This window comes from Ruminococcus hominis (assembly GCF_014287355.1).
GTDB lineage: Bacteria > Bacillota > Clostridia > Lachnospirales > Lachnospiraceae > Schaedlerella > Schaedlerella hominis.
Map to the genome: position 1 here is coordinate 696349 of NZ_JACOPE010000001.1, position 23416 is coordinate 719764.

Below are 23416 nucleotides of genomic sequence, written 5' to 3' on the forward strand. Positions count from 1 at the left end.
CCGCAAGACTGCTTTTTCGTTTACAACAACTCCGATTGTTTCCTTAACAATTTGGGCAATGGCGAATCACATGGTTTGCCGGCAGCGGTATTCCTTTGGCGTGCATCCGTATTTTTCTTCAAATTTTTTGAAGAAGAACCCAGTATTCTCATATCCCACGGCAATGCTGATATCGCAGGTCGGCAGCGTGGTGGTACGCAGCAACATGGCGGCCTGTGATAACCGCTGGTTCTGGATGAGTTGTTTATATGTATAGTTTGTATGCTTTTTGATATACGAAGAGAGATAGTTCGGATGCATATGGAAGAAAGCCGCGGTCGATTCCAGCGTACAGTCTGCGCAGTTGGTTTCTATATAACGCAGGATGGCGTAAATATGGTTGGAGGAAGAGAGGCTTGCCAGTTCCATGTTGTGCTGGAAGTAATTGATTAACTCGCAAATCAATAAAGTCATCTGTGCGTCAAGCATGGCGACGGACGTAACGGAGGGCGAGTAGAATTCACACAGAAACTGGTTGACAAATAATGTCAGCCGGTTTCTTTTTTTGGCGGAAAACAGGATATAGTTATCCCGTCGGGACTGGCTGTTGAGCGCCTCAATGAGAAATTGCGTGATAAAATTCTTTTTTGCGAGTTTCTCAAAGAAGTTGTTGTTTAAATATTCTTTGGTAATCAAAAAATTAATCATAATATCTTCTTCATTACATTTTGTCGTGCGGTGAGGCGTATTCGGGCTGATTAAAAGAATCTCTCCGGCAGATAAAGTGAGGGATACGTCATTGAGTGTAAATGTACAGCTGCCGGAATAGACATAGCAAAGCTCCAGCCATTCGTGAATATGCAGGGGAACCGTCTCAAAGCGGTCCTGCTTGATGACTGCAAAATTTTGGTAATTGGCCAGAACCTTGTTCTCCGAGAGCGCCATCTGCATACTGAGCGGGGTAGGCGTGAAACAGTAGCAGAGTTCCCCCGACGCCGTGGTGATTGTCTCGATACCGGGATAATCATTGGTAGCTCCCAAGAGATTCTGTTCTTCCTGTGCAGTGTGTTTTCGCAGATAAGTATCCAGTCCGGAATCCGTCAACATTGGTATATCCTCCCATATTTTTAAAAATATTTAAAAATCCGCCTTCATCGGCTGCCTTCGCATGTTTTTCAGGTTTCAAAGTCATGGCTTTCATGCAAATGTAAAGGTATGCTCTTTGGCACTTTGCATTTTTATCATTATACAAAACATTTGCGGATGCATCAATATAAATCTTAAGTTTGGTAGGTAAAATGATGAAATTCCGTAAATGATTTTATGAGGCAAATCCATTATACTCGAATTACAGTGTACACAATGAAAAAAGGAAGGAGCTTGGAAAACAGCAATATGAATCAGATTTACGCAGCAAAAACAAATCATATCACGAATCCGGTGGGATTTTTACTGAATCCGGTGGTTTTTTCGTGGAAGGTCAGAGAATGCAGGGGAAAGAACCAGAGATGTGCCAGAATCCTTGTGGCAAAGGATGAAACCTTCGCGGATGTTCTTTGGGACACCGGGGAGGCAAAGCTCGACAGTCTGGCTGTAAAAGCGGAGATGAATCTGGAGCCTTGTACCAGATATTACTGGAAGGTAATCGTTACTACGGACGCAGACGAAGTGCTGGAGTCCGACGTACAGTTCTTTGAGACGGCAAAGAGGGACGAGCCGTGGGTGGGAAAATGGATTACCTGCGACAGCAGGATGGAACGCCATCCCATTTTCTCAAAGCGAATCATTCCCCGTGGAAAGGTAAAAAAAGCCCGTCTCTATCTCTGCGGACTGGGGCTTTATGAGGCATATTTTACGGATGGAGAGAAAACCGAAACAGATATTTTAAAATCCGCAAAAATCGGGGAAGAATATCTGACCCCGTACTGCAATAACTACAATCAGTGGTTACAGTATCAGACGTATGATGTGACCGCGCAGATGCAGCGCGAAGGTGTGTTGTCCGTTCTTTTGGGGAATGGGTGGTACAAAGGGAGGTTCGGGTTCAATCAGACAGAACAGAAAGGATTTTACGGCGACGAGTGGAAACTGCTGGCAGAGGTGCATCTGGAATATGAGGATGGCACACAAGAGATAATCGGCACGGATGACACATGGGAAGTGACAAGGAGCAATCTGTTTTTTTCCAATATATATGACGGGGAGAAACGGGATGATACCTTGGAACCTGTCGAACCTGTCAGCGCGCAGCTTGCTGAGGCGCCGCAGGGGCGACTGACGGAGCGGCTGTCCCTTCCGGTGACTGTGCATGAACAGTTTACACCGAAGGAACTGATTCACACCCCGAAGGATGAATGGGTGTTTGACTTAGGGCAGGAGATTACCGGGATTTTCAAACTTCATGTCCATGAGCCGAAAGGAAAAGAAATCAGAATCCAGACAGGCGAAATCCTGCAGGACGGATGTTTTTATAACGAAAACTTAAGAACCGCTTTGTCGGAATATGTGTATATCTCTGACGGGGAAGAAAAAGACATTGTTCCGCATTTTACATTTTACGGATACCGGTATGTAAAAATCAGCGGGGTAACCAATGTCTCCTGTGAAGATTTTACGGGAATGGCACTCTACAGTGATTACGAAGGTACCGGTAGTATACAGACAGGAAATGAACTGGTAAATCAGTTGATTTCCAATGTGGAATGGGGCATGAAGGATAATTTCTTAGATGTGCCGACAGACTGTCCGCAGAGAGATGAGCGCATGGGATGGACAGGCGACACACAGGTGTTTTCGGGTACGGCATGTTATCTGGCGGATACCTATGCATTTTACAGAAAATATCTGTACGATTTGTATAAGGAACAGCTGATTGCCGGAGGGATGGTTCCGGAGGTGGTGCCGACCTTCGGTCCGTCGAAATGTTCCTGTGCATGGGGCGATGCGGCCTGTATCGTTCCGTGGAATGTCTATCTGTTCAGCGGGGATGCTACCATATTGGAACAGCAGTTTGACAGTATGAAGGCTTGGGTGGACTATATCCGTAAGGTGGACGGAGAGCACCACGGATGGAGACATTCCTTCCATTACGGAGACTGGCTGGCGCTTGACCGGGTGGGAGCCGCGGCGGGAAATGTATACGGAGCGACCGATGAAGGCTATATTGCGGATATTTATTATGCGGCAAGCGCGGAGCTTACAGCGAAGGCAGCGGCGGTTCTCGGGCGAAAGGAAGAGGAAAAACAATATCGGGAAATCGCCGAAAAACAATGGCGTGTGGTAAAAGAAGAATATTTTACCCCGACCGGAAGATGCGCGGAAAAGACACAGACGGGTCTTCTGCTGGCTCTGAAATATCATTTGTCAGAGGACGAAGAGCTGACCAGAGAGATGTTAAAGAAACTTTTCCGCGAGAGCAGAAACAAATTGAATACCGGATTTGTGGGAACCTCTCTTTTGTGTAATGTGTTGACCGATAACGGAATGACGGATACCGCCTACCGCCTGCTTTTGAACGAGGAGTATCCGGGGTGGCTGCACGAAGTGAAACTGGGAGCCACCACAGTCTGGGAACGATGGAATTCACTGGATGAAGACGGTAAGATATCCAGTACCGGAATGAACAGTCTCAACCATTATTCTTACGGGGCGATTCTGGAATGGATGTTCCGCCATGTGGGAGGAATCCATCTTTTGGAAGAATCTCCGGGAGGCAGAAGGGTTGCAATTTGTCCGAATGTCCATTATGATTTGAGACAGGTAAAGACCGTGTATGACTCGGCAAGCGGACGGTATGAGTGCGGCTGGGAAATCACGAATGATAACAGAATCAAAATCAGCATCACGATTCCGTTTGGCGGAGAAGGCGAGGTGCGATTGCCGCATGCTCCGGAGATTCTGTTTGAAGATAAGACAAATCCACTATTCGCAACAGTGGTGAACGGTATTTGTTATATCACTGCAGGAAACTATGAAGTCGTATATGAGGCAACTGAGAAGTTAAAGAAAATATACAGCGTGGAGTCAAAGCTGGAAGATTTGCTGAACCATCCGCAGATACGGGCATTTTTATCGACGATGACCGAGGTGGATATGATACCGGATGCGGTCTATGGATTGTCGTTTCGGCAGGTGGCGGAGATGTTTTCAGGACCGATGGATGAAGGACAGGCAGAGATGTTGAATACAGCATTATCACAATATTAAGGCGGAGAGAACAAATGAGTGAGAAGAGTAAAAAACAAAAGGTTAGTATCGTGGAAAAAATGGGCTTATTTATGGTATGTGCGGGAAATATTCCACTGATGGGATTATTGTCAGGATTCTTTATGATTTACTATACGAATGTGGTTGGTCTGGAACCGGCAGCACTGGCGACCCTGTTTTTAATATCCAAGGTGGTGGATGGAATCAGCGACCCGATTATGGGATATTTTCTGGACAAATTTCCGGTAACAAAAATGGGAAAATTTCGCCCTATGATTATTCTGGGAACAATCATCTGTGTTATAAATTATATTTTACTGTGGTTTGGCGCAGTCTGGATTCCGGTCGGAAAATATGTGATTGTGTATGTGACGTATCTTCTGCTGGGCTGGACGTTTGATATTATGGATATCTCCAAGAACAGTCTGCTCCCGGTCATGAGCGCGGATGACAGGGAGAGAAACAGTCTGTCGATTTTCAATGCGTTGGGAACAATGATAGGTGGCGCGGTACTGGCTGTGGCAGCACCGATTCTTGTGGCGGAAGGAACGTTACAGAACTATTACGTGTTAATTTTCGGTTCCATGGCCATGGTGTTGGTTTTATCTATTGCAGGGGCTCTTTGTGTAAAGGAAAGAGTAGCTTTTGAAGGAAAAAAAGAAGAAAGTTATACATTCAGGGAATTGTTACAGTTTTTGCGGTATAAACCTGTCTGGGCACTGTTTGTACTGGCACTGGTAGTCGGGGTGGGCAGTAATATAGCAGGAGGAGCCGGCGCTTATTTTTACACATATATAATGGGTGATATGACGCTTATGTCAGGGGTGTCACTTGTTTCAATGATAACTGCTCTGGTGGGAATTTTCCTTGGACCAATTCTGGCAAACCGGTTTGGAAAGAAACAGATTTTTGTAATGGCAATCGTCGTATCCATCCTGTTTTCCGCACTGCGTTTGATTGATGTGAGATCTATGCTTTTGATCTATATTAGTACAGTGGCAGGAGGTGTGGCAGGCGGATGTATAGCACCGCTGTCAACCAGTATACAGGCAGATAATACTACTTACGTGCAGTATAAAACCGGAAAACGTGCAGAAGCGGCGATCGCATCGCTTACATCTTTTATTACAAAAGTGGCGCAGGGACTCGGAGGAGCGATTCCGGGGTATGTATTGGCAGCTACAGGTTTTGTTACCGGCTCGGTTGCCCAGCCGGAGAGTATCAATACAGGAATTATCCTCTGCGTACTGATACTTCCGATTATCCTGAATTCCGCAGGGGCGATTCTTTTTGGTACACAGTATACGTTGGATAAAAAAGCAGTAGAGGAAATGCACACGGCAATCGCAGCGCGCAGCAATAAGTAACATATTGAAGGAGAATGCGATGGAACTGTCAAGATTAAAAGTAAACAACCAGTATTGTCCTTGCGTGGATGAAATGCCTTATTTTTCATGGGGCATTACCAGTAAAAAGCAAAATGTGATGCAGAAGTCCTACCACATTACGGTAACAGGAGCGGAAGGTCTTGTATGGGATTCGGGTGTGGTGGAAAGTGATGCGAGCGTTTTTGTGGAGTATAAAGGCAAACCGTTTCAGAGTTTCAGTGACTACCTGTGGACGGTGACAGCGACGGATAACACCGGTGATACCGCCACCGCCACATCCTCCTTTGAAACAGGTTTTATGGAAAAGGAGTGGAGTGCGCAGTGGGTAAGGTCTCCGTTTGCGATGAAAAAAGCCAGGAAAGGGAACGGCGGTCAGAATCCGGCAGAATATTTCCGCAAGGAATTTGTCGTAAGACAGGGAATAAAGAGAGCGCGTGTTTACGCGACCTGCCATGGCGCCTATCAGCTTAGTATCAATGGAAACAGAGCGGATGACAGAGAACTGGCGCCGGAATTTACGCTCTATGAAAAGTACCTGTGTTATCAGGTGTATAACGTAACATCTCTTTTGCAAGAGGGACACAATGCCATAGGAATGTTGGTTGGTGATGGCTGGTATGACAGTAAGAACTTTAAGTCGCGTGACAGGAAATTTAAGATGGAGCACGCAGTGTTGTTTGAAACGAGAATTGAGTATGAAGACGGCACATTTGAGACAGTTCTCTCTGACGATAAGTTGAAAGTTGCCGAAAGTCCGGTTCGTTCTTCGGATTTGTTCGCGGGCGAACTCTACGATGCGCAAATGGAGCAGGAGGGATGGAATTGTGCCGGATTTGATGACGGTGGATGGCAGAATGGAATTCTCTCAGGAGCATACTATGATAATTTAGTGTGGCTCTATGAAGTAAAACAAGGCGCGACTACAATATGGGAAAACTATATTGTCTATGAACCGGACGGCTCGCCGGTTACAACAAGTTTGAATCACTATGCGTTTGGCTGTGTGGATGACTGGATGTTCCGCAAAATCAGCGGTATCGATATGGCAGCGCCTGGTTTTAAGAAAATTGTGATTAAGCCGGAGCTGACGGAGACTTTTACATGGGCGAAACGTACTTATATGAGTGAATACGGACGAATCGGTACGGAGTGGCATCTGGCTGACAAAAATTTCAGCATGAATGTGGAGATTCCCTGTAATACTACGGCTGTTGTGTACCTGCCGGATGGAAGTTCCAAGGAAGTGGGGAGCGGGAATTATGAGTTTCACTGTATCGTTTGAATAGAAAAAACGAGGGCAGAGGATGCTTTGCCCCCTAAAAACATAACAGAGTTGGAGGATGTGTATGAAGCTGGAGCAATATGAAAAAGAACACATTGAAATTATGCGGAGACTGGCACCGGAATGTATGGTGTTGTTAAAAAGTAACGGTGACTTTCCACTTGCGGCACCGGAAAAGGTGGCTCTTTACGGCAGTGGCGCACGCAGGACAATTTTGGGCAAGAGATAAGGAGGAAAAGAACATATGAAAAAATATATGAAAATTCTGGCAATGATAATGCTCGTGCTGCTCATTTTGGCAGTCGGCTTTGTGGGGTATGTTTATAAGAAAAATGCGACGTTTCTGCCGGCACTGTTTGGCATCGGCGGTTTTCCGAATATAAAAAAGGAAGATTATTATCAGGCAGACGGAACATTCCGGAAAGCGGAAAAAGATGATAAAATGGCATTTTTTATGCAGCATCCGGTGTTTGGCGGCTATAAGCATATGTTTTTTAATGTTGAGGATAACGTGTTAAAAGCGATTGCCCCGGCAAAATATGCAGATTTTCTAAAAGCGCAGGGCAGAAGTGATCAGATGGAAAATGCACTGGAGGCTTTTAATTACCTGATCCGGCTTGTGGAAAGTGGAGAGGCGCAGTTGATTTCCGATATTAACTCGAAAGAAATGATAGAACAGAATCCATATCAGTCTCATTTGACCGGAATGTTTTACAAAGGAAAGCAAGGAAAACCATTGGCGGTGGTCGTTCCCGGAGGTGGATTTATCAGTAATGTGACGGACTGCGAGGGATATCCCGTGGCAATGAAATTACACAAGTTGGGGTACTCCGTATTGGTAATCAGTTACCCGATTGGCAAACAGCTGGGAGAAACGGAACATGAAAAACAGGGGCAGGCAGCGGTCAGGGAGCTGGTGCAGGTAATCCGTTATCTGAAGGAGCATGAGCAGGAACTGTCTGTGGATATGGATGACTATGCGATATTCGGTTTCTCGGCAGGCGGCATGATGACTACGGCATATTCCTTCGCAAATTACGAGGACTGCTGTCACAAAGTAAAACTGCCGAGACCGAAAGTGATTTTCCCGATGTATGGTCTGGACTGGAATGTGAAAGCGCTTGAGCAGGATAAGGGACTGGCGGTATTTTCCATCGCAGGGCGCGAGGATGAATACGGATTCGGAAATGTAGAGAAGAGACTTCCGCAATTGAAATCCGTGTTGGGTGAGGACAATGTGTCTGTACGGATTTACGATAATCTCGGACATGGATTTGGTATTGGTTCCAATACCATAGTACCTCATTGGATTGAAGAGGCAGTGGAATTCTGGGAGGCACATCGGAAATAATTTTTTCAAGAACAGAAAGAGTGAATTTTGAGAGGTCAAGTGTTTTATAAAATTATAAAACATCTGACCTTTTTAAAAGATGTTGGGGTCAAAAGCCCCCAACTATGATGCCTACGGATTGTTCCGTGCTTTGCACTCCCACAATCCTCCCAATTATTCGCAGAGTAGTCTCGTGTTTTTCAAATTCATGGAAAGCTACCAGAAAACTGACAGAATCATGTCTTTTGGCACTGGTAAACCGCAAAAGGAGTGGAATATCAACGTGTAGTGAATGGTTATGGCAGGACAGCTGAAAGAGGGTATATCCGTAATAGTATTTTTCCATATCGCTGTCCCATCCCCATGAGGCATCGGGGTCTGAAAAATGGCGAGGAACATCCGGGTTGTATGGTTTATCGGGGTCAGGATTTAAACGGTGTCCCCTCGGGTTGGCATGAGTATGGACAGCGGTACCGTCGCCGGAAACCGTAAGGTTTTCAGAAGAAGTCCCATAGAAATGAGCAGAAAAAACAGGATAAAGGAACGCACAATTCACGAGAAATGACAATAGTTTTTTGAAAATTTGCTGAAAAAATTTAAAATCCCTCTCTGAAAATGGGAGGAAACGAAAAAAGTAACAAGTACAAAAAGAGCGGAGATTCGGGCTTTATGGAGTTTCCGAGACCGTTCTGAAATAGATAAGGAGGAAAAAAACATGGGTAAGTACAAAGGACTGTTCTGGCCGGCAATCTTAGGCGTCAAGCATATGCCGAAGGTAAAGGAATCGGAGTTTTACAATGACGCGGGAGGGTTCCGCAGGGCTACGATCAATGACAAGATTGCGTTCTTCCTGCAGCATCCCGTATGGGAGGGCAGGCCGGAGCTTTTTATGAAGACCGGGTCGCCAAAGGAAATATATGCCATGTCAGGCATGAGCGTCCATGGTTTGTGCAATCTTATCGGGCAGCCCGCACAGGCGCAGAGCATCGTGGATGGTTTCAACTATGTCGTGGAGCAGAAAGGGCTGAAAAAGGTGCATTTCATCAGCGGGCTTTATGCGGAGGATGAGGTAAGGCGTGATCCCGACAAGGGAAAGGTACAGGGGATCCTGTTCCAGGGGGAGCCAGGGAAGCCCGTGGCTGTGCTGATTGCGGGCGGCGGGTTTGACGGCGTAGCCTCTTATTTGGAGAGCATCCCGGCAGCCATGGAACTGCACAGGAGGGGATACAGTGCGTTTGTGCTGGTCTACCGTGTGAATGTGGAGCTGCATGAAACCGAACCGCAGGCCAAGGGCGGGGAGGCATCCAAGGATGTGCTGCCGGCGGTAAGGTATCTGATAGGGCATCAGGCAGAGTACGGCTATACGATGGACGGCTTTGGTATGTTCGGGTTCTCCGCTGGAGGCCTGATGACGACAGCCTACGCATTTTCTGATTATAAGGACTGCTGCCATAAACATAATTTGCCAAGGCCCGCCGCCATCTTCCCCATCTATGGCCTGCACTGGGAGCTTAAGGTTCACGAGGAGGACAAGGGGCTTGCTATATTTTCCAGGGTCGGGCGGGATGACCCTACCGGTTTTGCGGCCGTGGAGAAGATCATCCCGGACATCAGGAAAGCGCTGGGGCAGGAAAATGTCGATATCGTCATGTATGATAAGCTGGGTCATGGCTTTGGCCTGGGGATAGATACTGCGGCAGATGGCTGGCTGCGGGATGCAGTCGCATTCTGGGAGGAGCATCGGAAATGTTGATTTGCTCTTCACGGATTTCAACTATTGTTTGTGCCGCGGTGCGGCATGTCCGAAAGCGTGGGAGAACAGGAGAAATGACAGTATGGGACAGGTAAAAAACAATGATTCTTTTTTGGGCAAGGCTGAAAAATTAAAGCCTGTGCTGAAGCACAGGATGCTCCGGCCGGTGGGCGTTGTGTCCTTTGAGCGGAAAAAGGCGGACAGCGGGGCGGATGAGATGATCTGCAGCGGTACAAGGCCGATACAGGAACTGCCGCATCAGGTCCTGGGGAAAGGGCAGAAGCTGGTGCTGGATTTCGGAGACCATCAGGTGGGCTATGTAAGCTTTACGATTGATGCCAGGGGAAGCCATTTTGACGCGCCGGCCTATATCCGGCTGAAATTCGCGGAGCGTCCCTCTGAGCTGTTTGACAGAATGGAGGACTGCGAGAGCTGGATCAGCAAGTCCTGGATTCAGGAGGAATTTCTCCATATAGATGTGATGCCGCAGAAGATATCCCTGCCGAGACGCTATGCTTTCCGCTATCTGCAGGCGGAGGTCATAGACACTTCCAGTAAATATGGGATTGTCATAGACGGGGTTTCCGTGGACGCGGTGTCCGCTGTGGATATGGCGGATATCCAGCTTTTGGATTCCGGTGATATGCTGCTTGACAGGATAGACAGGGTGGGCGCAAAGACCCTGATGGACTGCATGCAGTCTGTCTTTGAGGACGGTCCCAAAAGGGACAGGAGGCTGTGGCTGGGGGATTTGAGACTGCAGGCACTGGCAAACTATGAGACCTTTAAGAATTATGATATGGTGAAGAGGTGCCTTTATCTGTTTGCCGGGAGTACGTTTTCAGATGGGAGGATTGCGGCCTGTCTGTTTTTGGAGCCGGAGATTGCAGCGGATGACTCTTACCTCATGGATTATGCACTGCTTTTCGGGGCAATCCTGTGGGAATATTATCAGGAGACAGGGGATGCGGAAACCTTGCGTGAGCTGTATCCTCGTGTCATACAGCAGATTGACTTATGTATGGAGCTGTTTGTGGAAAATGATTTGGTGAAGGAACAGAAGGAGCCGCTTTGTCTGCTTGATTGGACGGTGGAACTGGACCGGCAGGCCGGAACCCAGGGAGTGCTGATTTATTCCATGGGATATGGCGTGAAACTGGCCGGAGAAATGGGGGACGGTGAGACGGCCCGCAGGCTGGTGGTATCTATGGAACGGCTGCGGCAGACGGCGCGGGAAAGCTTCTGGGAGGAAGAAAAGGGGGCCTTTGTCAGCGGGAGCAGTCGGCAGGTCTCCTGGGCGACGCAGGTATGGATGGTTCTGGCAGATGTCCCCGGCAGGGAGGAAAGCTGGAAGCTCCTCCTGCACATGGCGGAAACGGGGTCTGAACTGCCGATGATTACGCCCTATATGTACCACTATTATGTGGAGGCCCTGCTGCACTGCGGCATGAAGGATGAGGCCGTAAATGTGATAAGGAACTACTGGGGCGGGATGGTAAACGAAGGTGCAGATACCTTCTGGGAACTGTATAATCCGGCGAACCCGGATGAATCCCCCTATGGGTCTGTGATGCTGAACAGCTTCTGCCATGCGTGGAGCTGTACACCATCCTATCTGCTGAGGAAGTTATAGAGGGTCACCATGTAAAGAAGGAAATGGAGGAAAGGAAAAATTGGGGCGGGTCCCAAGGCCTTTCATCCACTTATGAGCAAGCTCATGTGGATTTAGACCTTTTGACCCTGGCATCTTTAAAATAGAAAAGCAAAATATGGAATAAAAATCAAATTCTCGGTTCACTTCACAGATTTTTCCCGTTAGAATATATGTCAGATACAATGTTGAGGTACAAAGTACATAATAAGTTGTGTGTATCGGGAAAACAGACGAGCGATATGGTGCAGTTAATTTAAAATTGCTGTACCAGCAGAAAGCAGGACAGAAGGAGGATTATAACGATGAGTTTTTCAAAGGATTTTATCTGGGGCGCGGCGAGCGCGGCTTATCAGGTGGAGGGCGCGTATAATGAGGACGGAAAGGGCATGGGCATCTGGGATGCCTTGTCAGACGGTCATGTCAAGCATGGCGATAACGGCAATGTGGCATGCGACCATTATCACAGATACAAAGAAGATGTGGCACTTATGAAAGAAATGGGACTGAAGGCGTACCGCTTTTCTGTAAGTTGGCCGCGTATTATTCCGGAAGAAGGTGTGGTAAATCCGAAGGGAATTGAGTTCTATCAGAATCTGGTGCAGGAACTTCTGGATGCGGGGATTGAGCCAATGTGTACGATTTTCCACTGGAATCTGCCGATGTGGATTTACGAGAAGGGTGGCTGGTACTGTGAGGAAATCAGCGATTATTTCGCGGAATATACCAAAGTTGTGGTGGAGGCATTGTCAGATAAAGTGTCCTACTGGATGACGGTCAATGAACCGGCGTGCTTTATCGGCGCGGGATATATTGCGGGTGCGCATGCGCCGTTTGAAAGTCTGATAAAGGGGCTTGATATGAGCAAGCCGGAGGCAAGAGGGCAGATTGCGCAGAAGATGGCAGTGCTTACAAAGAATACGCTGTTGTCTCACGGAAAAGCCGTGCAGACCATCCGCAAATATGCCGTGAAGACACCACAGATTGGGATGGCGTTAAACGGCAACATCTATACTCCGTGGGAGAATACGGAAACAGGGGTTGCGGAGGCAAAAGCACAGACATTTACGGAGAATCCGATGGTATTTAACCTTGGATGGTGGGCAGACCCGATGATACTTGGAACAATGCCGCCTGCACTGGCGCCGTTTGTAAATGCAGAAGAGTTGGAGATGATCAGACAGCCGTTGGATTTCTTTGGCTATAACTGCTATAACAGTAATAACTATAGTGAAGATTGGGGCTCAAATGAACATGTATATGAAGGACAGCCGCGCACTGCCATGGACTGGCCGATTACCCCGGATGTGCTGTACTGGGCGGCGAAGTTTATTTATGAGCGTTATCAGCTGCCGGTATTGATTACGGAAAATGGTATGGCAAATCTGGACTTTGTGATGAGTGACGGTAAGGTGCATGACCCGCAGCGGATTGATTTTCTGCAAAAATATATAGGCGGACTGGAAAAGGTGGCGGAGGAAGGCGTACCGCTGGTGGGATATATGTACTGGTCGATTCTGGATAACTTTGAGTGGGCGGAAGGATATGATAAGCGTTTTGGATTGGTGCATGTGGATTATCAAACCCAGAAGAGAACACGGAAGGATTCGTCTTACTGGTATGCGGATGTAATCAAGAGAAACAGTGTGGAGTGATGAGACTGCGGTAAAATGTTGTCGCTTTCTGAAAATGGAATAAGGAAGAAAAATAGCTGTTTTGCGGTGTTGAAATCGTGAAACAGTTATTTTTATGAATTATGAATTGAGAAAATCGGTTGACTAAATACAGCTGTAGAGGTATAACGATACTACCACAGATGTACAAGAGGAGGGTGCATAGAAATGGTATTTCAATACATAGAACATCAAGAGACACATCTTGCCATGCAGCGAAGAATGATAGGGTATACGCAGAGACTTTTAGCTGAAAAGTCAGGTGTGAATATCAGACTGATTCAACAGTATGAATCGAAAGCCCGGGATATTAATAAAGCGGCAGCAGGAACTTTATGGCTGTTAAGCAAAGCACTGCAATGCAGGATAGAAGATATCATAGATATTGAGGTGGATACGGTTACAGATTGTATTGTGAACAGAAAAACAAAAGAGACATTGGATACCGGATATGAAGAGATTAAACGTATCATCACGCCGGCAGAGGCAAAGAACGATCTTGCTCACGGGTGGAAGTTTAATTGGTATGATATTCAAAAGCAAGGATATACCATTATTGAATTGTTTACGTTATCTGACAATAAATTACAGGGACGCATAGCATTTCAGAGAAAAGAAATGTATTACTATATCGGATATGTGGAAAACGCACCTAAAAATGTTGGCTCAGAAGGGATATACGAAGGTATTGGAGGAAGTCTGTTTGCGATTGTATGTGCAAAGAGTAAGTCAGAAGGATTTGATGGAGTTGTGTCTTTTATAACAAAAAAAGATCCAAAAGTAATCGCAAATTATACTGAAAAATTGCATGCAAAACAAATCGGAACAAGTCAATTGATGGTCTTAGATGAAACTGCGGCTGATTATCTGATTTCAAAATACGGATTGGAGGAAGAAGATGAACAGTAAAGAAAATGTGATTATGGGATTTGATGAAGTGTTTGAAGACGGTATTTTTGTAAATCGGGAAGATGCAAAAGCATTGGATGTAAAAGAGCTTATGCAACAGTTTTTCAGAGAGAATGAACACAGGAAAAACTATAAGTGACAAGGGAAGATAAGGGAGGAAGAAGATGCAGTACACAACAACTTACACATCCCCCATCGGCAAGATGAATCTGACATGTGATGAGACAGGTCTGACCGGTCTGTGGTATTCGGTGTGAGAAAATCTCTTGAAGAGGCAAGAGAAGTTTCTAAGAAATATGCAGACCGCGAGACAGTGGAACAGGAATACGAGAGTACACAGCACAATGGTGTCAGGCACCAATGTGGTCAACTTAAGTAGGGAGAATCAGGAGCGATATGAAGGAAAAGTCATTGAGATCACAGCCAGAGTATTGAAGCCGAAGAGTTTCCCAAGCAAATTCTTCATGCCGGGAAGAATGGCGATGACATGCTGTGCAGATGACACTTCATTTTGGGGGTATGTCTGCAAGAGCTCTTATGCACCGAAACTCAAAGCAGGACAGTGGGTGACAATCCGGGCGAAAGTCAGCTACGAAAATCTGTTGATGTATCGGGGAAAAGGACCGATATTGAATGCAGAGCATATTGAATCTGCAGAGCCGATAGAGGAACTGGTATATTTTAACTGATAGACAAAATGTTAGTGTAAAGTTTTCCTGTACTCCGTCGGCGTCATCCCGGTCAGTTTCCGAAAAACAGACGAAAAGTGGCTTGGAGTGGAGAAATGCAGGGATTCGCTGATTTCCTGAATATTCATATAAGGATTATTTAATAACGTTTTTGCATAATCAATGCGGCGTGACATCAGATATTCTGAGATGGTCATGCCGCTTTCTTTTTTAAAGCGGGTTGTGAGATAATACTTTGTATAGCCAAGTTCTCTTGCGAGTTGCTCAAAATCCGGTGCTTCTGTCAGATGCGAATCGATATATGCCTGGCAGTCCCGCACAAGAGAACTTGTGGCGGTGCTTTGGCGTATTGCCTGGATATGGCGTACAATATCAGAATACATAGTTTCAGTAATCTGGATTACCTCAGTAATAGTTCTGGCAGCTTCTACAGACTGGATGTAATAATCACTGAGATTATAAGCAGTTTCCGCCGGAACACCACTGCGGATAGCGGCACGGGTAAACAGAGTGGTACTGCTGATTGCTTCATCTTTTTTCTGGCGGGTCGGGTCGCCCGGGCACATAAGTCCGATTTGTGCAGAGGCAAACAGAGACGAAAAATTAGAAAATAATACACCGTCTTCAATATTTTTCAATAGCTGTGTTTCCAAAAAGTAAGAATCATGCTTCGCTGAAGCTTCCTCTTTTTTTGTGTGTGCAACAGGCATTGCTGTCTGAGTCTGCATACAGATTTGGTCTGTGGAAAGTGAAATTCCGTTTAATGTATAATAAAGCTGACAGATATAACGACTAAAAAAGGCAGTCGGCATCACTGGAATTTGTTCTATGATGTCGAGAAGCGTCTTTTGAGATTTTACGGACATGTTCTGGATATCCATTTTTTCTTTTACGTAACTGTCAGATGTAGTAGAACTGAATACCGGACCCAGAAGATATACAGCATGAAGGGAATCATTTACGGATTCTGGGACTGCTGCCCATAAAAAGAATAAATCATCAAATAGAAAGACAGGAGTGTTTTTTTCTGAAAAATGCTCCTGCATGTATTGAAAGCTGGAACTTAATGTGAAAATATTTTTCAAGGGGGCGACGGTCAGACTATTGCTGTATTCCAACTCAAAGGAAGGTGAAAACCTCCACAGGCAGAGTGAAGCAGTATGTAAAAATAAGTCTTCCAGAAAATTTAAATCAGAATGATGTGTCATAAAAAACCTCCTGCAAAATGTCCATGTAATCAAATGTTTTGAAAATAAGTCCTGTCATTAATTACATAATACTATCAAGAATTTGTTTTTACAAGGAAAGAAAACAAAAATATGACAAAAAAACGGAATATTTGACGGTAAAGAGAATCGTTGTCTGTTAGACTCAGCTCAGAAACAAGCAAATGAGTCAGACAAAAGGAGTTTATCAATGGAACGAGATGTAAAAGAACTAATATCCCAAATGACTTTGGAAGAAAAAGCTGGGCTGTGTTCAGGGGCAGATTTTTGGAATACAAAAAGCATAGAACGCCTCGGCATTCCGAAAGTAATGATGTCAGACGGACCTCACGGACTGCGTAAGCAGGCAGGAGAAACCGATCATCTGGGATTGAATGAGAGTGTGGAAGCGGTCTGTTTCCCTGCGGCATGCGCTACGGCTTCCAGTTTTGATGTGGATTTGATAGGGAAAATGGGTGAGATTCTGGGTGAAGAATGTCAGGCAGAGAATTTAAGTATTCTGCTCGGCCCGGCAGTGAATATCAAAAGGAGTCCGCTGTGCGGAAGAAATTTTGAATATTTATCAGAGGACCCATATCTGACAGGGAAGATGGCTGCTGCCTATATTCGAGGGGTTCAGAAATGGAATGTGGGAACCAGCATCAAACATTTTGCCGTAAACAATCAGGAGTACCGCCGTATGAGCAGTTCCTCAGAACTGTCTGAGCGGGCATTGCGGGAAATCTATCTTCCGGGCTTTGAAGAGGCGGTGAAGACGGCGCAGCCCAAAACGGTTATGTGCAGCTACAATAAAATCAACGGTGTATATGCGGCGGAAAATGAAAAACTTCTGACAAAAATCCTGCGTGATGAATGGGGATTTGAAGGTTATGTGGTGACAGACTGGGGGGCAGTCAATGACCGGGTAAAGGGACTGAAAGCGGGATTGGATTTGGAAATGCCTGCATCCGGAGGGTACAATGACAGAAAAATCGTGAAGGCTGTCCGTGAAGGTACACTGGACGAGGCAGTGTTGGATAAAACAGTGGAAAGAATATTGAAGGTTCTTTTCTCTTATGTGGATAATCGTCACCCGGAGGCTGTATTTGACAGGGAAGCAGATCACAAAAAAGCTATAGAAGTCGAAACAGAGTGTGCGGTTCTTTTAGAAAACAATGGCGTGCTTCCGTTGAAACCGGAACAAAAAGTAGTCTATATCGGTGAGTTTGCAGAAAATCCTCGATATCAGGGAGGTGGTTCCAGTCATATTCACGCAAGCAGAGTAAGTTCGGCATGGGAAACAGCGATGGAAAAAGGACGCAATATTACATATGTAAAAGGTTTTCCGTGTGACAGGGATGAAGTGGATGAACAGCAGCTCAAAGAGGCGGCAGAAGCAGCAAAAGCGGCAGATGTTGCAGTGATTTTCGCAGGACTGCCGGATGTGTTTGAGTCGGAGGGATATGACAGAACAAGCATGAAAATGCCGGAATGTCAGAATCGGTTGATTGAAGAAGTTGCAAAAGTACAGCCGAACACGGTCGTTGTGCTACATAACGGAAGTCCGGTGGAGACCCCGTGGGTAAAGAATGTGGCTGCGGTTCTGGAAATGTATCTGGGCGGACAGGGCGTTGGCGAGGCATGCGATATGCTGCTTTATGGCGAAGTAAATCCGAGCGGACGTCTGGCGGAGACGTTCCCGTTGCGACTGGAGGACAATCCAAGTTTTCTTACTTTTGGCGGAGATGGGAAAAAAGTGAATTACCGGGAAGATATTTTTGTGGGATATCGGTATTACGATACAAAAAAACAGCCGGTACGTTGGGCATTCGGACACGGACTTTCCTATACGGATTTTTCATATGCAAATCTGCAGGTATCCGGGGAAGCCATGAATGATACAAATAAAATTACGGTTACAGCAGAAATTTCCAATATAGGAAAATGTGCCGGAAAAGAGGTTGTTCAGTTATATATCAGTGATAAGAATGGTACACCGGACCGCCCGGTAAAGGAATTGAAAGGTTTCACAAAGGTGATGCTGGAAGCAGGAGAGACAAAGACCATATCTCTGGAAATCTGTGCAAGAGACCTGTCGTTTTATCACGAGGGACTCCGGGATTGGTATGCTCCAAGTGGAAGGTATGAAATTGCGGTAGGACATGCAAGCGACGATATCCGTCTTACGAAAGAAATTTCGTTTGAAACAAAGAAGCAGCTGCCATTTCGAGTAGACGGGGCAACGACGGTGGGCGAGATACTGGCTGACCCGAGAACCGCCGGGGTGATGGCTCAAATGCTGGAAGCGATAAACAATGCAGCGAAGACCGAAGAAGGTCAGGAAGCTGTCAGCGCCTCGGATTCAGAATCGGATGCGGCAATGATGAAAGCACTTCTGGATGGTATGCCGATGAAATCATTGATTAGTTTCGGCGTTCCGGGAGAGCAGGTAGAGGCTATAATCACACAGTTGGATGCGCTTTGCAGATAAAGGTGAAGGATAAATTTGGAAAGAGGGTAAAAACATGAATCACGATAAGATTAAAATGAGAGAAAAGCTGTCTTATGCGGCAGTAAACTTTGGAAATATTCCGATTATGACACTGATTAACGGATATCTGTTGATTTTTTATACCAACATCTGCGGGCTGAGTCCGGCGGCGTGTGCGACATTGTTTTTGATTGCACGTATTCTGGACGGGCTCAATGACCCGTTAGTAGGATTTGTAATCGACCATTTGCCGAATACAAAGCATGGACATTTCCGGCCAAGTCTGATTGTAGGGACTGTTTTGTGCAGTCTAAACTTCCTCATGCTGTGGTTCGGACCAATGCTTGCACCGGGTGGAAAGCTGATTATCGCATACATTTCCTATCTGTTGCTTGGCGTACTGTTCCCTGTAATGGACATTTCTTTAAATAGTCTGCTCCCGGTTATGACGGCAGATATGAATGAAAGAAACTCTCTGAGCTCCATTAAGGGATTGGCATATGTAGTAGGAGCACTTGTTATTGGTGTGGCTGCTCCGCTTATTCTGGGAGATGCTTCCAACAAGCAGGGATACATCCATATGATTTTGATAGGTACAGCAGTTGTATTTATTTGCTCTATTCTCGGTACAGCAGGGGTGAAGGAACGTATCAAACCGCAGAAGGGCAAGAGCTATACAGTAAAAGAACTGTTTAGAATCCTGAGTCGGAAGCCGGTATATATTACTTTTTTGGCAATTCTTCTGTACACAATCGGAGGCAATATTGTCAGTGCGGTAAATACATATTATTATACATATGTTCTCGGAAATTTGAGCTGGTCTGCAATTCTGACACTGGTAATGTGTATTACAATCTTTCCGGCAACCATGTTTGTAAGTAAACTGATTGGAAAATACGGAAAGAAAAAAATGTATGCAATCGGCCTTGCCATTGCAGGCCTGACGCCGCTGATTCGTCTGATTGATGTGAGAAGTATTCCGATTCTGGTCATTTCAGCACTGATTACCGGTATCGGAAGCGGATTTGCAGCACCGTTGAATTACGGAATACAGGCAGATAATACAGATTACATTGAACTGTCTATGGGAATTCGAGCAGAAGGTGCGATAGCATCACTTTCCAGCTTTATTTCAAAATGTGCAATGGGTATCGGTGGTGCAATCCCAGGGTATCTTCTGGCACTGGCAGGATTTGATGCCGCAGCAAAGACACAGCCGGACAGCGTAATTACCGTAATCATTTTGTGCTTGATCGGACTGCCTGCTCTGGTGGATTTGCTTGCAATTGTGATTTTTGGCAAGGGTTATCCGCTGACAAAAGAGAAATTAGAGGAGCAGAATCGGATTCTTGCAGAAAAAAGAGGTACAGTACAGGCAGAGTAGACAATGCATTCCATATAATAAGGATAATAGACAATATAGGTGTACAGAGGGCGGTGTGTCCTCTGTACATGGACGTTTGAGAAATAATATTTAAGAAAGGAAGGGAAATTATGGAGTTTCAGATACCTACAACCGGATGGATATGGGGAAACGGCTGGCAGGAAAGTGCCGGAAATAAAACACAGCTTGCTTATTTCAGAAAGATTGTTTCTGTAAAGGAGATACCGGATGAGCGGAAGATACAGATTTCGGCAGATTCCAGATACAAGCTGTATATCAATGACCGGTTAGTTTGTGTAGGACCAAGCAAGGGCGACAGAATGGTCTGGTATTTTGACGAAGTCGATGCTGCACCATATCTGGCAGCAGGAGAAAATGTAATCGCAGTGGAAGTGCTGCGTTATCCTCCGGTTCATAAAAAAGGAAGTCATTCTGTATTTCGTACGGATATTCCGGGACTGTTTGTCAAAGAACTGCATGCGGAAACAGAGGAAGCTTTCGGATTTTCTACGGATGCTTCGTGGAAATGTAAATTGGAAGAGCATTATGAAATCGTACCGGAGTCATTTCTATTTTCTCCGCTGTTTATCTTTGAATCACGCTGTGGAATACCGGAAAATGCAGGCTGGAAATCGATAGAGTATATTGCAGATGCATGGGAAAATGCGGTGGAATATAATATTTTGCAAATGGATAAAGCAGTCAGTCCATACAATTTGCTTCCTCGCACCATCCCACATATGAAATTGGAAAAGCGGAAGTTTGCAGGACTGTTTGGAAACTTCCAATCATCTTCTGAAAAGAAAATATGGAATAACATGCTGGCAGGAAAAAGCAGGGTATGTATTCCAGCAAACAGTCACGAAACGGTGGAAATCAGTGCGGGAGAACTGACAACAGGATATCTTTCTTTAAGAATGCAGGGAGGAAGCGGAAGTACAGTGAAGCTGCTGACTTCAGAATCTTATGTATCGAAAGACAGTCCAACAAAAGGATTCAATCCAACACCGATTAAGGGTGACCGCTGTGATTATGAGAATGGATACCTTCATGGCTTTACAGATTCGTATCGGGTGGGCGGTTTTGCAGAAACAGAGGAACGGTATGAGCCATTTTGGTTTCGTACATTTCGTTTTTTACAGGTGGATGTTACAACCGGAGAGGATCCGCTTTACATCACAGGACTGGATTATCTGGAAACGGGATATCCTTTGGAAGCATCTGCGTGGGTGGAAACTTCGGATGAGACATTAAAACCGGTGTGGGATATCAGCCTGCGGACACTGAAACGCTGTATGCATGAAACCTATGAGGACTGTCCGTATTATGAACAGCTTCAGTACGCAATGGATTCCCGCAGTCAGATCCTGTATACCTATATGGTGTCTGCGGATGACCGGCTGGCGCGAAAATGCATGGATGATTTTCGAAGGTCACAGCGGTATGACGGTATGATAAATTGTTCCTATCCATGCTACGGACCAAATGTCATTCCGGGATTTTCTATTTACTATATTATGATGCTTTATGATCATATGATGTTCTTTGGAGATAAGGCGTTTTTACGGCAGCATATGGGAGCTGTGGATGGGATTCTGGAATTCTTCAATCGAAACCTGGAAGAAAGAGGACTGGTAGGAAAAGTGGGCGGTCTCAATGTATTTGATCGCTATTGGTCTTTTATTGACTGGACAAGTCAGTGGGATGATACAACCGGAATGCCGAAGGCAGGATTGTCCGGACCGATTACAATGGAGAGTTTGTTATATATTATGGGACTGGATTCGGCGGCAGCGGTAATGGACTATCTTGATAGAAACGGCATGGCAGAAGAGTACCGAACACGGGCAAATACAGTGAGAGAGGCAGTCAATCGGTATTGCGTGGATGAAAACGGTATGTATACAGACGGACCGGGAGTGCCGGAGTACAGCCAGCATTGTCAAGTGTTTGCAATTCTGACAGATACTGTAGACATTGTCAAAGGAAAAGCATTTCTGGAAAAAACACTGGATGCGCCGGAGGAATATGCACAGTGTTCTGTGGCAATGGCATATTATCTGTTCCGTGCAATGGAAAAGGCGGGACTGTACGCACGCACAGACCGGCAGTGGAATCTCTGGCGGGATATGATCAAGAAAAACCTGACAACCTGTGTGGAGGACAATGTCAACGAACGCAGCGACTGCCATGCATGGGGTGCGCTTGCACTTTATGAACTTCCGGCGGTTGTGCTTGGAGTAAAACCTGCTGCACCGGGATTTAAGAAAGTATCCGTGAATCCGAATCCAGGGTACATGACATGGGCGAAAGGCGATGTGGCAACAAAATTCGGTATGGTACACGTGGAATGGGAGAAAGAAGAGAACGGAGAGATAGAAGTAAGCTATCAAGTGCCGGACGGAATGGAAGTTGTGAAATAATCTGAAGATATAACATGAGGCGGAAAGGAACCGGGAGGCTATATCCCTGCCCGGTTCTGATTCCGCCATTCCCTCGGCGATATCTTCCACGGAAATCTCATTCTGGAAATTCTGTTCAATGAATACTAACGCTTCGTGAATATAAAAGTCCTGCAGCTTGCTGCCGCCTGTCACCTGCCGTGATGCACAAGAGCGGGTAAAAGGCATCGATAAACAGGTAAAAGTGCCCATATATAGCAATACCAGGCAATGCCATTAAGCTAGGTGTTCGAGGTTTTGTTCGAATTTGCATTGAAACATGTGCAAGAGGATGTTTTGGTGCTTGGAAATACAGATTCAGAAAAAAGTGCATGCTGATAAGACAGATGCTGTTCATCTGTTAAAAATGACAATCTTCAGTGGTAGAGCCTAAGGCTATCGATATCCGAAATGAATCGCACTGATTCCACGGAGGGAACGGTCAAATTGTCGGAATTTTTCTTTTACAGCATGGACGCATTTCAACATCAACTTAATGATATCAATAGGTTTATCGGAGTCCCTACGAATAAAGAACTTTCTTGCTGTTTTCAGAGCAGAAGAAATGTCGATTTCGTAAAGATATTTGTTATCATTCTTCCGTTCTTTTTTTCTTGTTTTCTTCCATAGTAAAGCTGTAGGGCAGATTTGTGATGAGATACTCATATGTATTTTCTGCAGTTTTTATTTTTACGACACGAAACTGCATGAAGTAAAGATGTCTCCTATCTCTGTCAAGAAGCTCATAAAAATGAGGTGTGTTTTTACTCGGATTAATATATCGGTACACATCCGACTGATCTTTCATAACCACGATCAGCGGTTACAATATATTTCTGCGGATTGTCCGGACTAAAATGGTCGAGCATCATGTGAAAGGCTTGCCTTTCATCAGGGTTCTGACCTGGCTGAATTACAATATCAAGAAAAGCTTTGCTGATCACATCAACAAACCCATTTAAGTGCATATGGTTGTATCCTTTATAGTCGATGAGACGAGGCTTGTTGTAATCCTCAATAATTTCAGATTGAACA

General features: G+C 45.5%; 18 protein-coding genes. 14 read left to right on the forward strand and 4 right to left on the reverse strand.

All coding sequences use genetic code 11. The features are described from left to right. Nucleotides 1-66: 66 nt before the first annotated feature. On the reverse strand, nucleotides 67-1086 hold the full coding sequence (locus H8S40_RS03075) for an AraC family transcriptional regulator (protein WP_118725308.1): 1020 nt from the start codon (nucleotides 1084-1086) through the stop codon (nucleotides 67-69). A gap of 288 nt (nucleotides 1087-1374) precedes the next feature. On the opposite strand from H8S40_RS03075, the gene H8S40_RS03080 reads away from it, so the two are divergent. From H8S40_RS03080 to H8S40_RS03130, 11 genes are all read left to right on the forward strand, one after another. After that, nucleotides 1375-4185 (forward strand): alpha-L-rhamnosidase, encoded by a 2811-nt coding sequence (locus H8S40_RS03080; protein ID WP_186864523.1) that lies wholly within the window; start codon nucleotides 1375-1377, stop codon nucleotides 4183-4185. A gap of 14 nt (nucleotides 4186-4199) precedes the next feature. Next, a complete protein-coding gene (locus H8S40_RS03085; RefSeq protein ID WP_186864524.1) occupies nucleotides 4200-5552 on the forward strand; it encodes an MFS transporter in 1353 nt (450 codons plus the stop codon). 19 nt (nucleotides 5553-5571) lie between these two features. Continuing rightward, nucleotides 5572-6855, forward strand: coding sequence for an alpha-L-rhamnosidase N-terminal domain-containing protein (locus H8S40_RS03090; protein WP_186864525.1), 1284 nt, complete (start codon nucleotides 5572-5574; stop codon nucleotides 6853-6855). Nucleotides 6856-6919: 64 nt separating this feature from the next. Beyond that, complete coding sequence (locus H8S40_RS03095; protein ID WP_186864526.1) at nucleotides 6920-7084, forward strand: hypothetical protein; 165 nt, start codon at nucleotides 6920-6922, stop codon at nucleotides 7082-7084. A 15-nt stretch (nucleotides 7085-7099) separates the two neighbouring features. Further along, the gene (locus H8S40_RS03100) at nucleotides 7100-8206 is read left to right on the forward strand and encodes an alpha/beta hydrolase (protein ID WP_243238171.1); all 1107 of its coding nucleotides are present in this window, start codon (nucleotides 7100-7102) and stop codon (nucleotides 8204-8206) included. Between the two features lie 694 nt (nucleotides 8207-8900). Further along, a complete protein-coding gene (locus tag H8S40_RS03105) occupies nucleotides 8901-9938 on the forward strand; it encodes an alpha/beta hydrolase (RefSeq protein ID WP_186864527.1) in 1038 nt (345 codons plus the stop codon). An 82-nt stretch (nucleotides 9939-10020) separates the two neighbouring features. Next, nucleotides 10021-11571, forward strand: coding sequence for an alpha-L-rhamnosidase-related protein (locus tag H8S40_RS03110; protein ID WP_186864528.1), 1551 nt, complete (start codon nucleotides 10021-10023; stop codon nucleotides 11569-11571). A 323-nt stretch (nucleotides 11572-11894) separates the two neighbouring features. After that, nucleotides 11895-13244: a glycoside hydrolase family 1 protein gene (locus tag H8S40_RS03115; protein WP_186864529.1), complete on the forward strand. Its 1350-nt coding sequence runs from the start codon at nucleotides 11895-11897 to the stop codon at nucleotides 13242-13244. Nucleotides 13245-13430: 186 nt separating this feature from the next. Then, complete coding sequence (locus tag H8S40_RS03120; protein WP_186864530.1) at nucleotides 13431-14171, forward strand: helix-turn-helix domain-containing protein; 741 nt, start codon at nucleotides 13431-13433, stop codon at nucleotides 14169-14171. Beyond that, nucleotides 14161-14310, forward strand: a complete 150-nt coding sequence (locus H8S40_RS03125) for a hypothetical protein (RefSeq protein ID WP_186864531.1) — start codon at nucleotides 14161-14163, stop codon at nucleotides 14308-14310. Before H8S40_RS03120 ends, H8S40_RS03125 begins: the two co-directional genes overlap by 11 nt. A gap of 157 nt (nucleotides 14311-14467) precedes the next feature. Next, nucleotides 14468-14860, forward strand: coding sequence for a TIGR03943 family putative permease subunit (locus tag H8S40_RS03130; protein ID WP_366482192.1), 393 nt, complete (start codon nucleotides 14468-14470; stop codon nucleotides 14858-14860). 11 nt (nucleotides 14861-14871) lie between these two features. Here the strand turns inward: H8S40_RS03130 and H8S40_RS03135 are convergent, their stop codons facing one another. After that, the gene (locus tag H8S40_RS03135; protein ID WP_118725301.1) at nucleotides 14872-16068 is read right to left on the reverse strand and encodes a helix-turn-helix transcriptional regulator; all 1197 of its coding nucleotides are present in this window, start codon (nucleotides 16066-16068) and stop codon (nucleotides 14872-14874) included. A 208-nt stretch (nucleotides 16069-16276) separates the two neighbouring features. Between H8S40_RS03135 and H8S40_RS03140 the strand changes: the two genes are divergently transcribed. The 3 genes from H8S40_RS03140 (at nucleotide 16277) to H8S40_RS03150 (ending at nucleotide 22363) form a co-directional block, all read left to right on the forward strand. Beyond that, entirely contained in the window at nucleotides 16277-18556 is a 2280-nt protein-coding gene (locus tag H8S40_RS03140; RefSeq protein WP_118725300.1) for a glycoside hydrolase family 3 C-terminal domain-containing protein, read from the forward strand. Between the two features lie 34 nt (nucleotides 18557-18590). Further along, nucleotides 18591-19940, forward strand: coding sequence for an MFS transporter (locus tag H8S40_RS03145; RefSeq protein ID WP_186864532.1), 1350 nt, complete (start codon nucleotides 18591-18593; stop codon nucleotides 19938-19940). Between the two features lie 110 nt (nucleotides 19941-20050). Continuing rightward, complete coding sequence (locus H8S40_RS03150; protein WP_118738254.1) at nucleotides 20051-22363, forward strand: alpha-L-rhamnosidase-related protein; 2313 nt, start codon at nucleotides 20051-20053, stop codon at nucleotides 22361-22363. 414 nt (nucleotides 22364-22777) lie between these two features. Here H8S40_RS03150 and H8S40_RS03155 read toward each other — a convergent pair whose 3' ends face one another. Together H8S40_RS03155 and H8S40_RS03160 are read right to left on the reverse strand one after the other, a co-directional pair. Beyond that, nucleotides 22778-23047, reverse strand: a complete 270-nt coding sequence (locus tag H8S40_RS03155) for a hypothetical protein (protein ID WP_147365759.1) — start codon at nucleotides 23045-23047, stop codon at nucleotides 22778-22780. A 107-nt stretch (nucleotides 23048-23154) separates the two neighbouring features. Beyond that, the gene (locus tag H8S40_RS03160) at nucleotides 23155-23349 is read right to left on the reverse strand and encodes a hypothetical protein (RefSeq protein ID WP_118738255.1); all 195 of its coding nucleotides are present in this window, start codon (nucleotides 23347-23349) and stop codon (nucleotides 23155-23157) included. Nucleotides 23350-23416 lie beyond the last annotated feature (67 nt).

Excerpts from the sequence above, each read along its gene's own strand:
- H8S40_RS03075 (WP_118725308.1), bottom strand. The coding sequence starts at position 1,086 with ATGTTGACGGATTCCGGACTGGATACTTATCTGCGAAAACACACTGCA.
- H8S40_RS03080 (WP_186864523.1), top strand. The coding sequence starts at position 1,375 with ATGAATCAGATTTACGCAGCAAAAACAAATCATATCACGAATCCGGTG.
- H8S40_RS03085 (WP_186864524.1), top strand. The coding sequence starts at position 4,200 with ATGAGTGAGAAGAGTAAAAAACAAAAGGTTAGTATCGTGGAAAAAATG.
- H8S40_RS03090 (WP_186864525.1), top strand. The coding sequence starts at position 5,572 with ATGGAACTGTCAAGATTAAAAGTAAACAACCAGTATTGTCCTTGCGTG.
- H8S40_RS03095 (WP_186864526.1), top strand. The coding sequence starts at position 6,920 with ATGAAGCTGGAGCAATATGAAAAAGAACACATTGAAATTATGCGGAGA.
- H8S40_RS03100 (WP_243238171.1), top strand. The coding sequence starts at position 7,100 with ATGAAAAAATATATGAAAATTCTGGCAATGATAATGCTCGTGCTGCTC.
- H8S40_RS03105 (WP_186864527.1), top strand. The coding sequence starts at position 8,901 with ATGGGTAAGTACAAAGGACTGTTCTGGCCGGCAATCTTAGGCGTCAAG.
- H8S40_RS03110 (WP_186864528.1), top strand. The coding sequence starts at position 10,021 with ATGGGACAGGTAAAAAACAATGATTCTTTTTTGGGCAAGGCTGAAAAA.
- H8S40_RS03115 (WP_186864529.1), top strand. The coding sequence starts at position 11,895 with ATGAGTTTTTCAAAGGATTTTATCTGGGGCGCGGCGAGCGCGGCTTAT.
- H8S40_RS03120 (WP_186864530.1), top strand. The coding sequence starts at position 13,431 with ATGGTATTTCAATACATAGAACATCAAGAGACACATCTTGCCATGCAG.
- H8S40_RS03125 (WP_186864531.1), top strand. The coding sequence starts at position 14,161 with ATGAACAGTAAAGAAAATGTGATTATGGGATTTGATGAAGTGTTTGAA.
- H8S40_RS03130 (WP_366482192.1), top strand. The coding sequence starts at position 14,468 with ATGCAGACCGCGAGACAGTGGAACAGGAATACGAGAGTACACAGCACA.
- H8S40_RS03135 (WP_118725301.1), bottom strand. The coding sequence starts at position 16,068 with ATGACACATCATTCTGATTTAAATTTTCTGGAAGACTTATTTTTACAT.
- H8S40_RS03140 (WP_118725300.1), top strand. The coding sequence starts at position 16,277 with ATGGAACGAGATGTAAAAGAACTAATATCCCAAATGACTTTGGAAGAA.
- H8S40_RS03145 (WP_186864532.1), top strand. The coding sequence starts at position 18,591 with ATGAATCACGATAAGATTAAAATGAGAGAAAAGCTGTCTTATGCGGCA.
- H8S40_RS03150 (WP_118738254.1), top strand. The coding sequence starts at position 20,051 with ATGGAGTTTCAGATACCTACAACCGGATGGATATGGGGAAACGGCTGG.
- H8S40_RS03155 (WP_147365759.1), bottom strand. The coding sequence starts at position 23,047 with ATGAGTATCTCATCACAAATCTGCCCTACAGCTTTACTATGGAAGAAA.
- H8S40_RS03160 (WP_118738255.1), bottom strand. The coding sequence starts at position 23,349 with ATGCACTTAAATGGGTTTGTTGATGTGATCAGCAAAGCTTTTCTTGAT.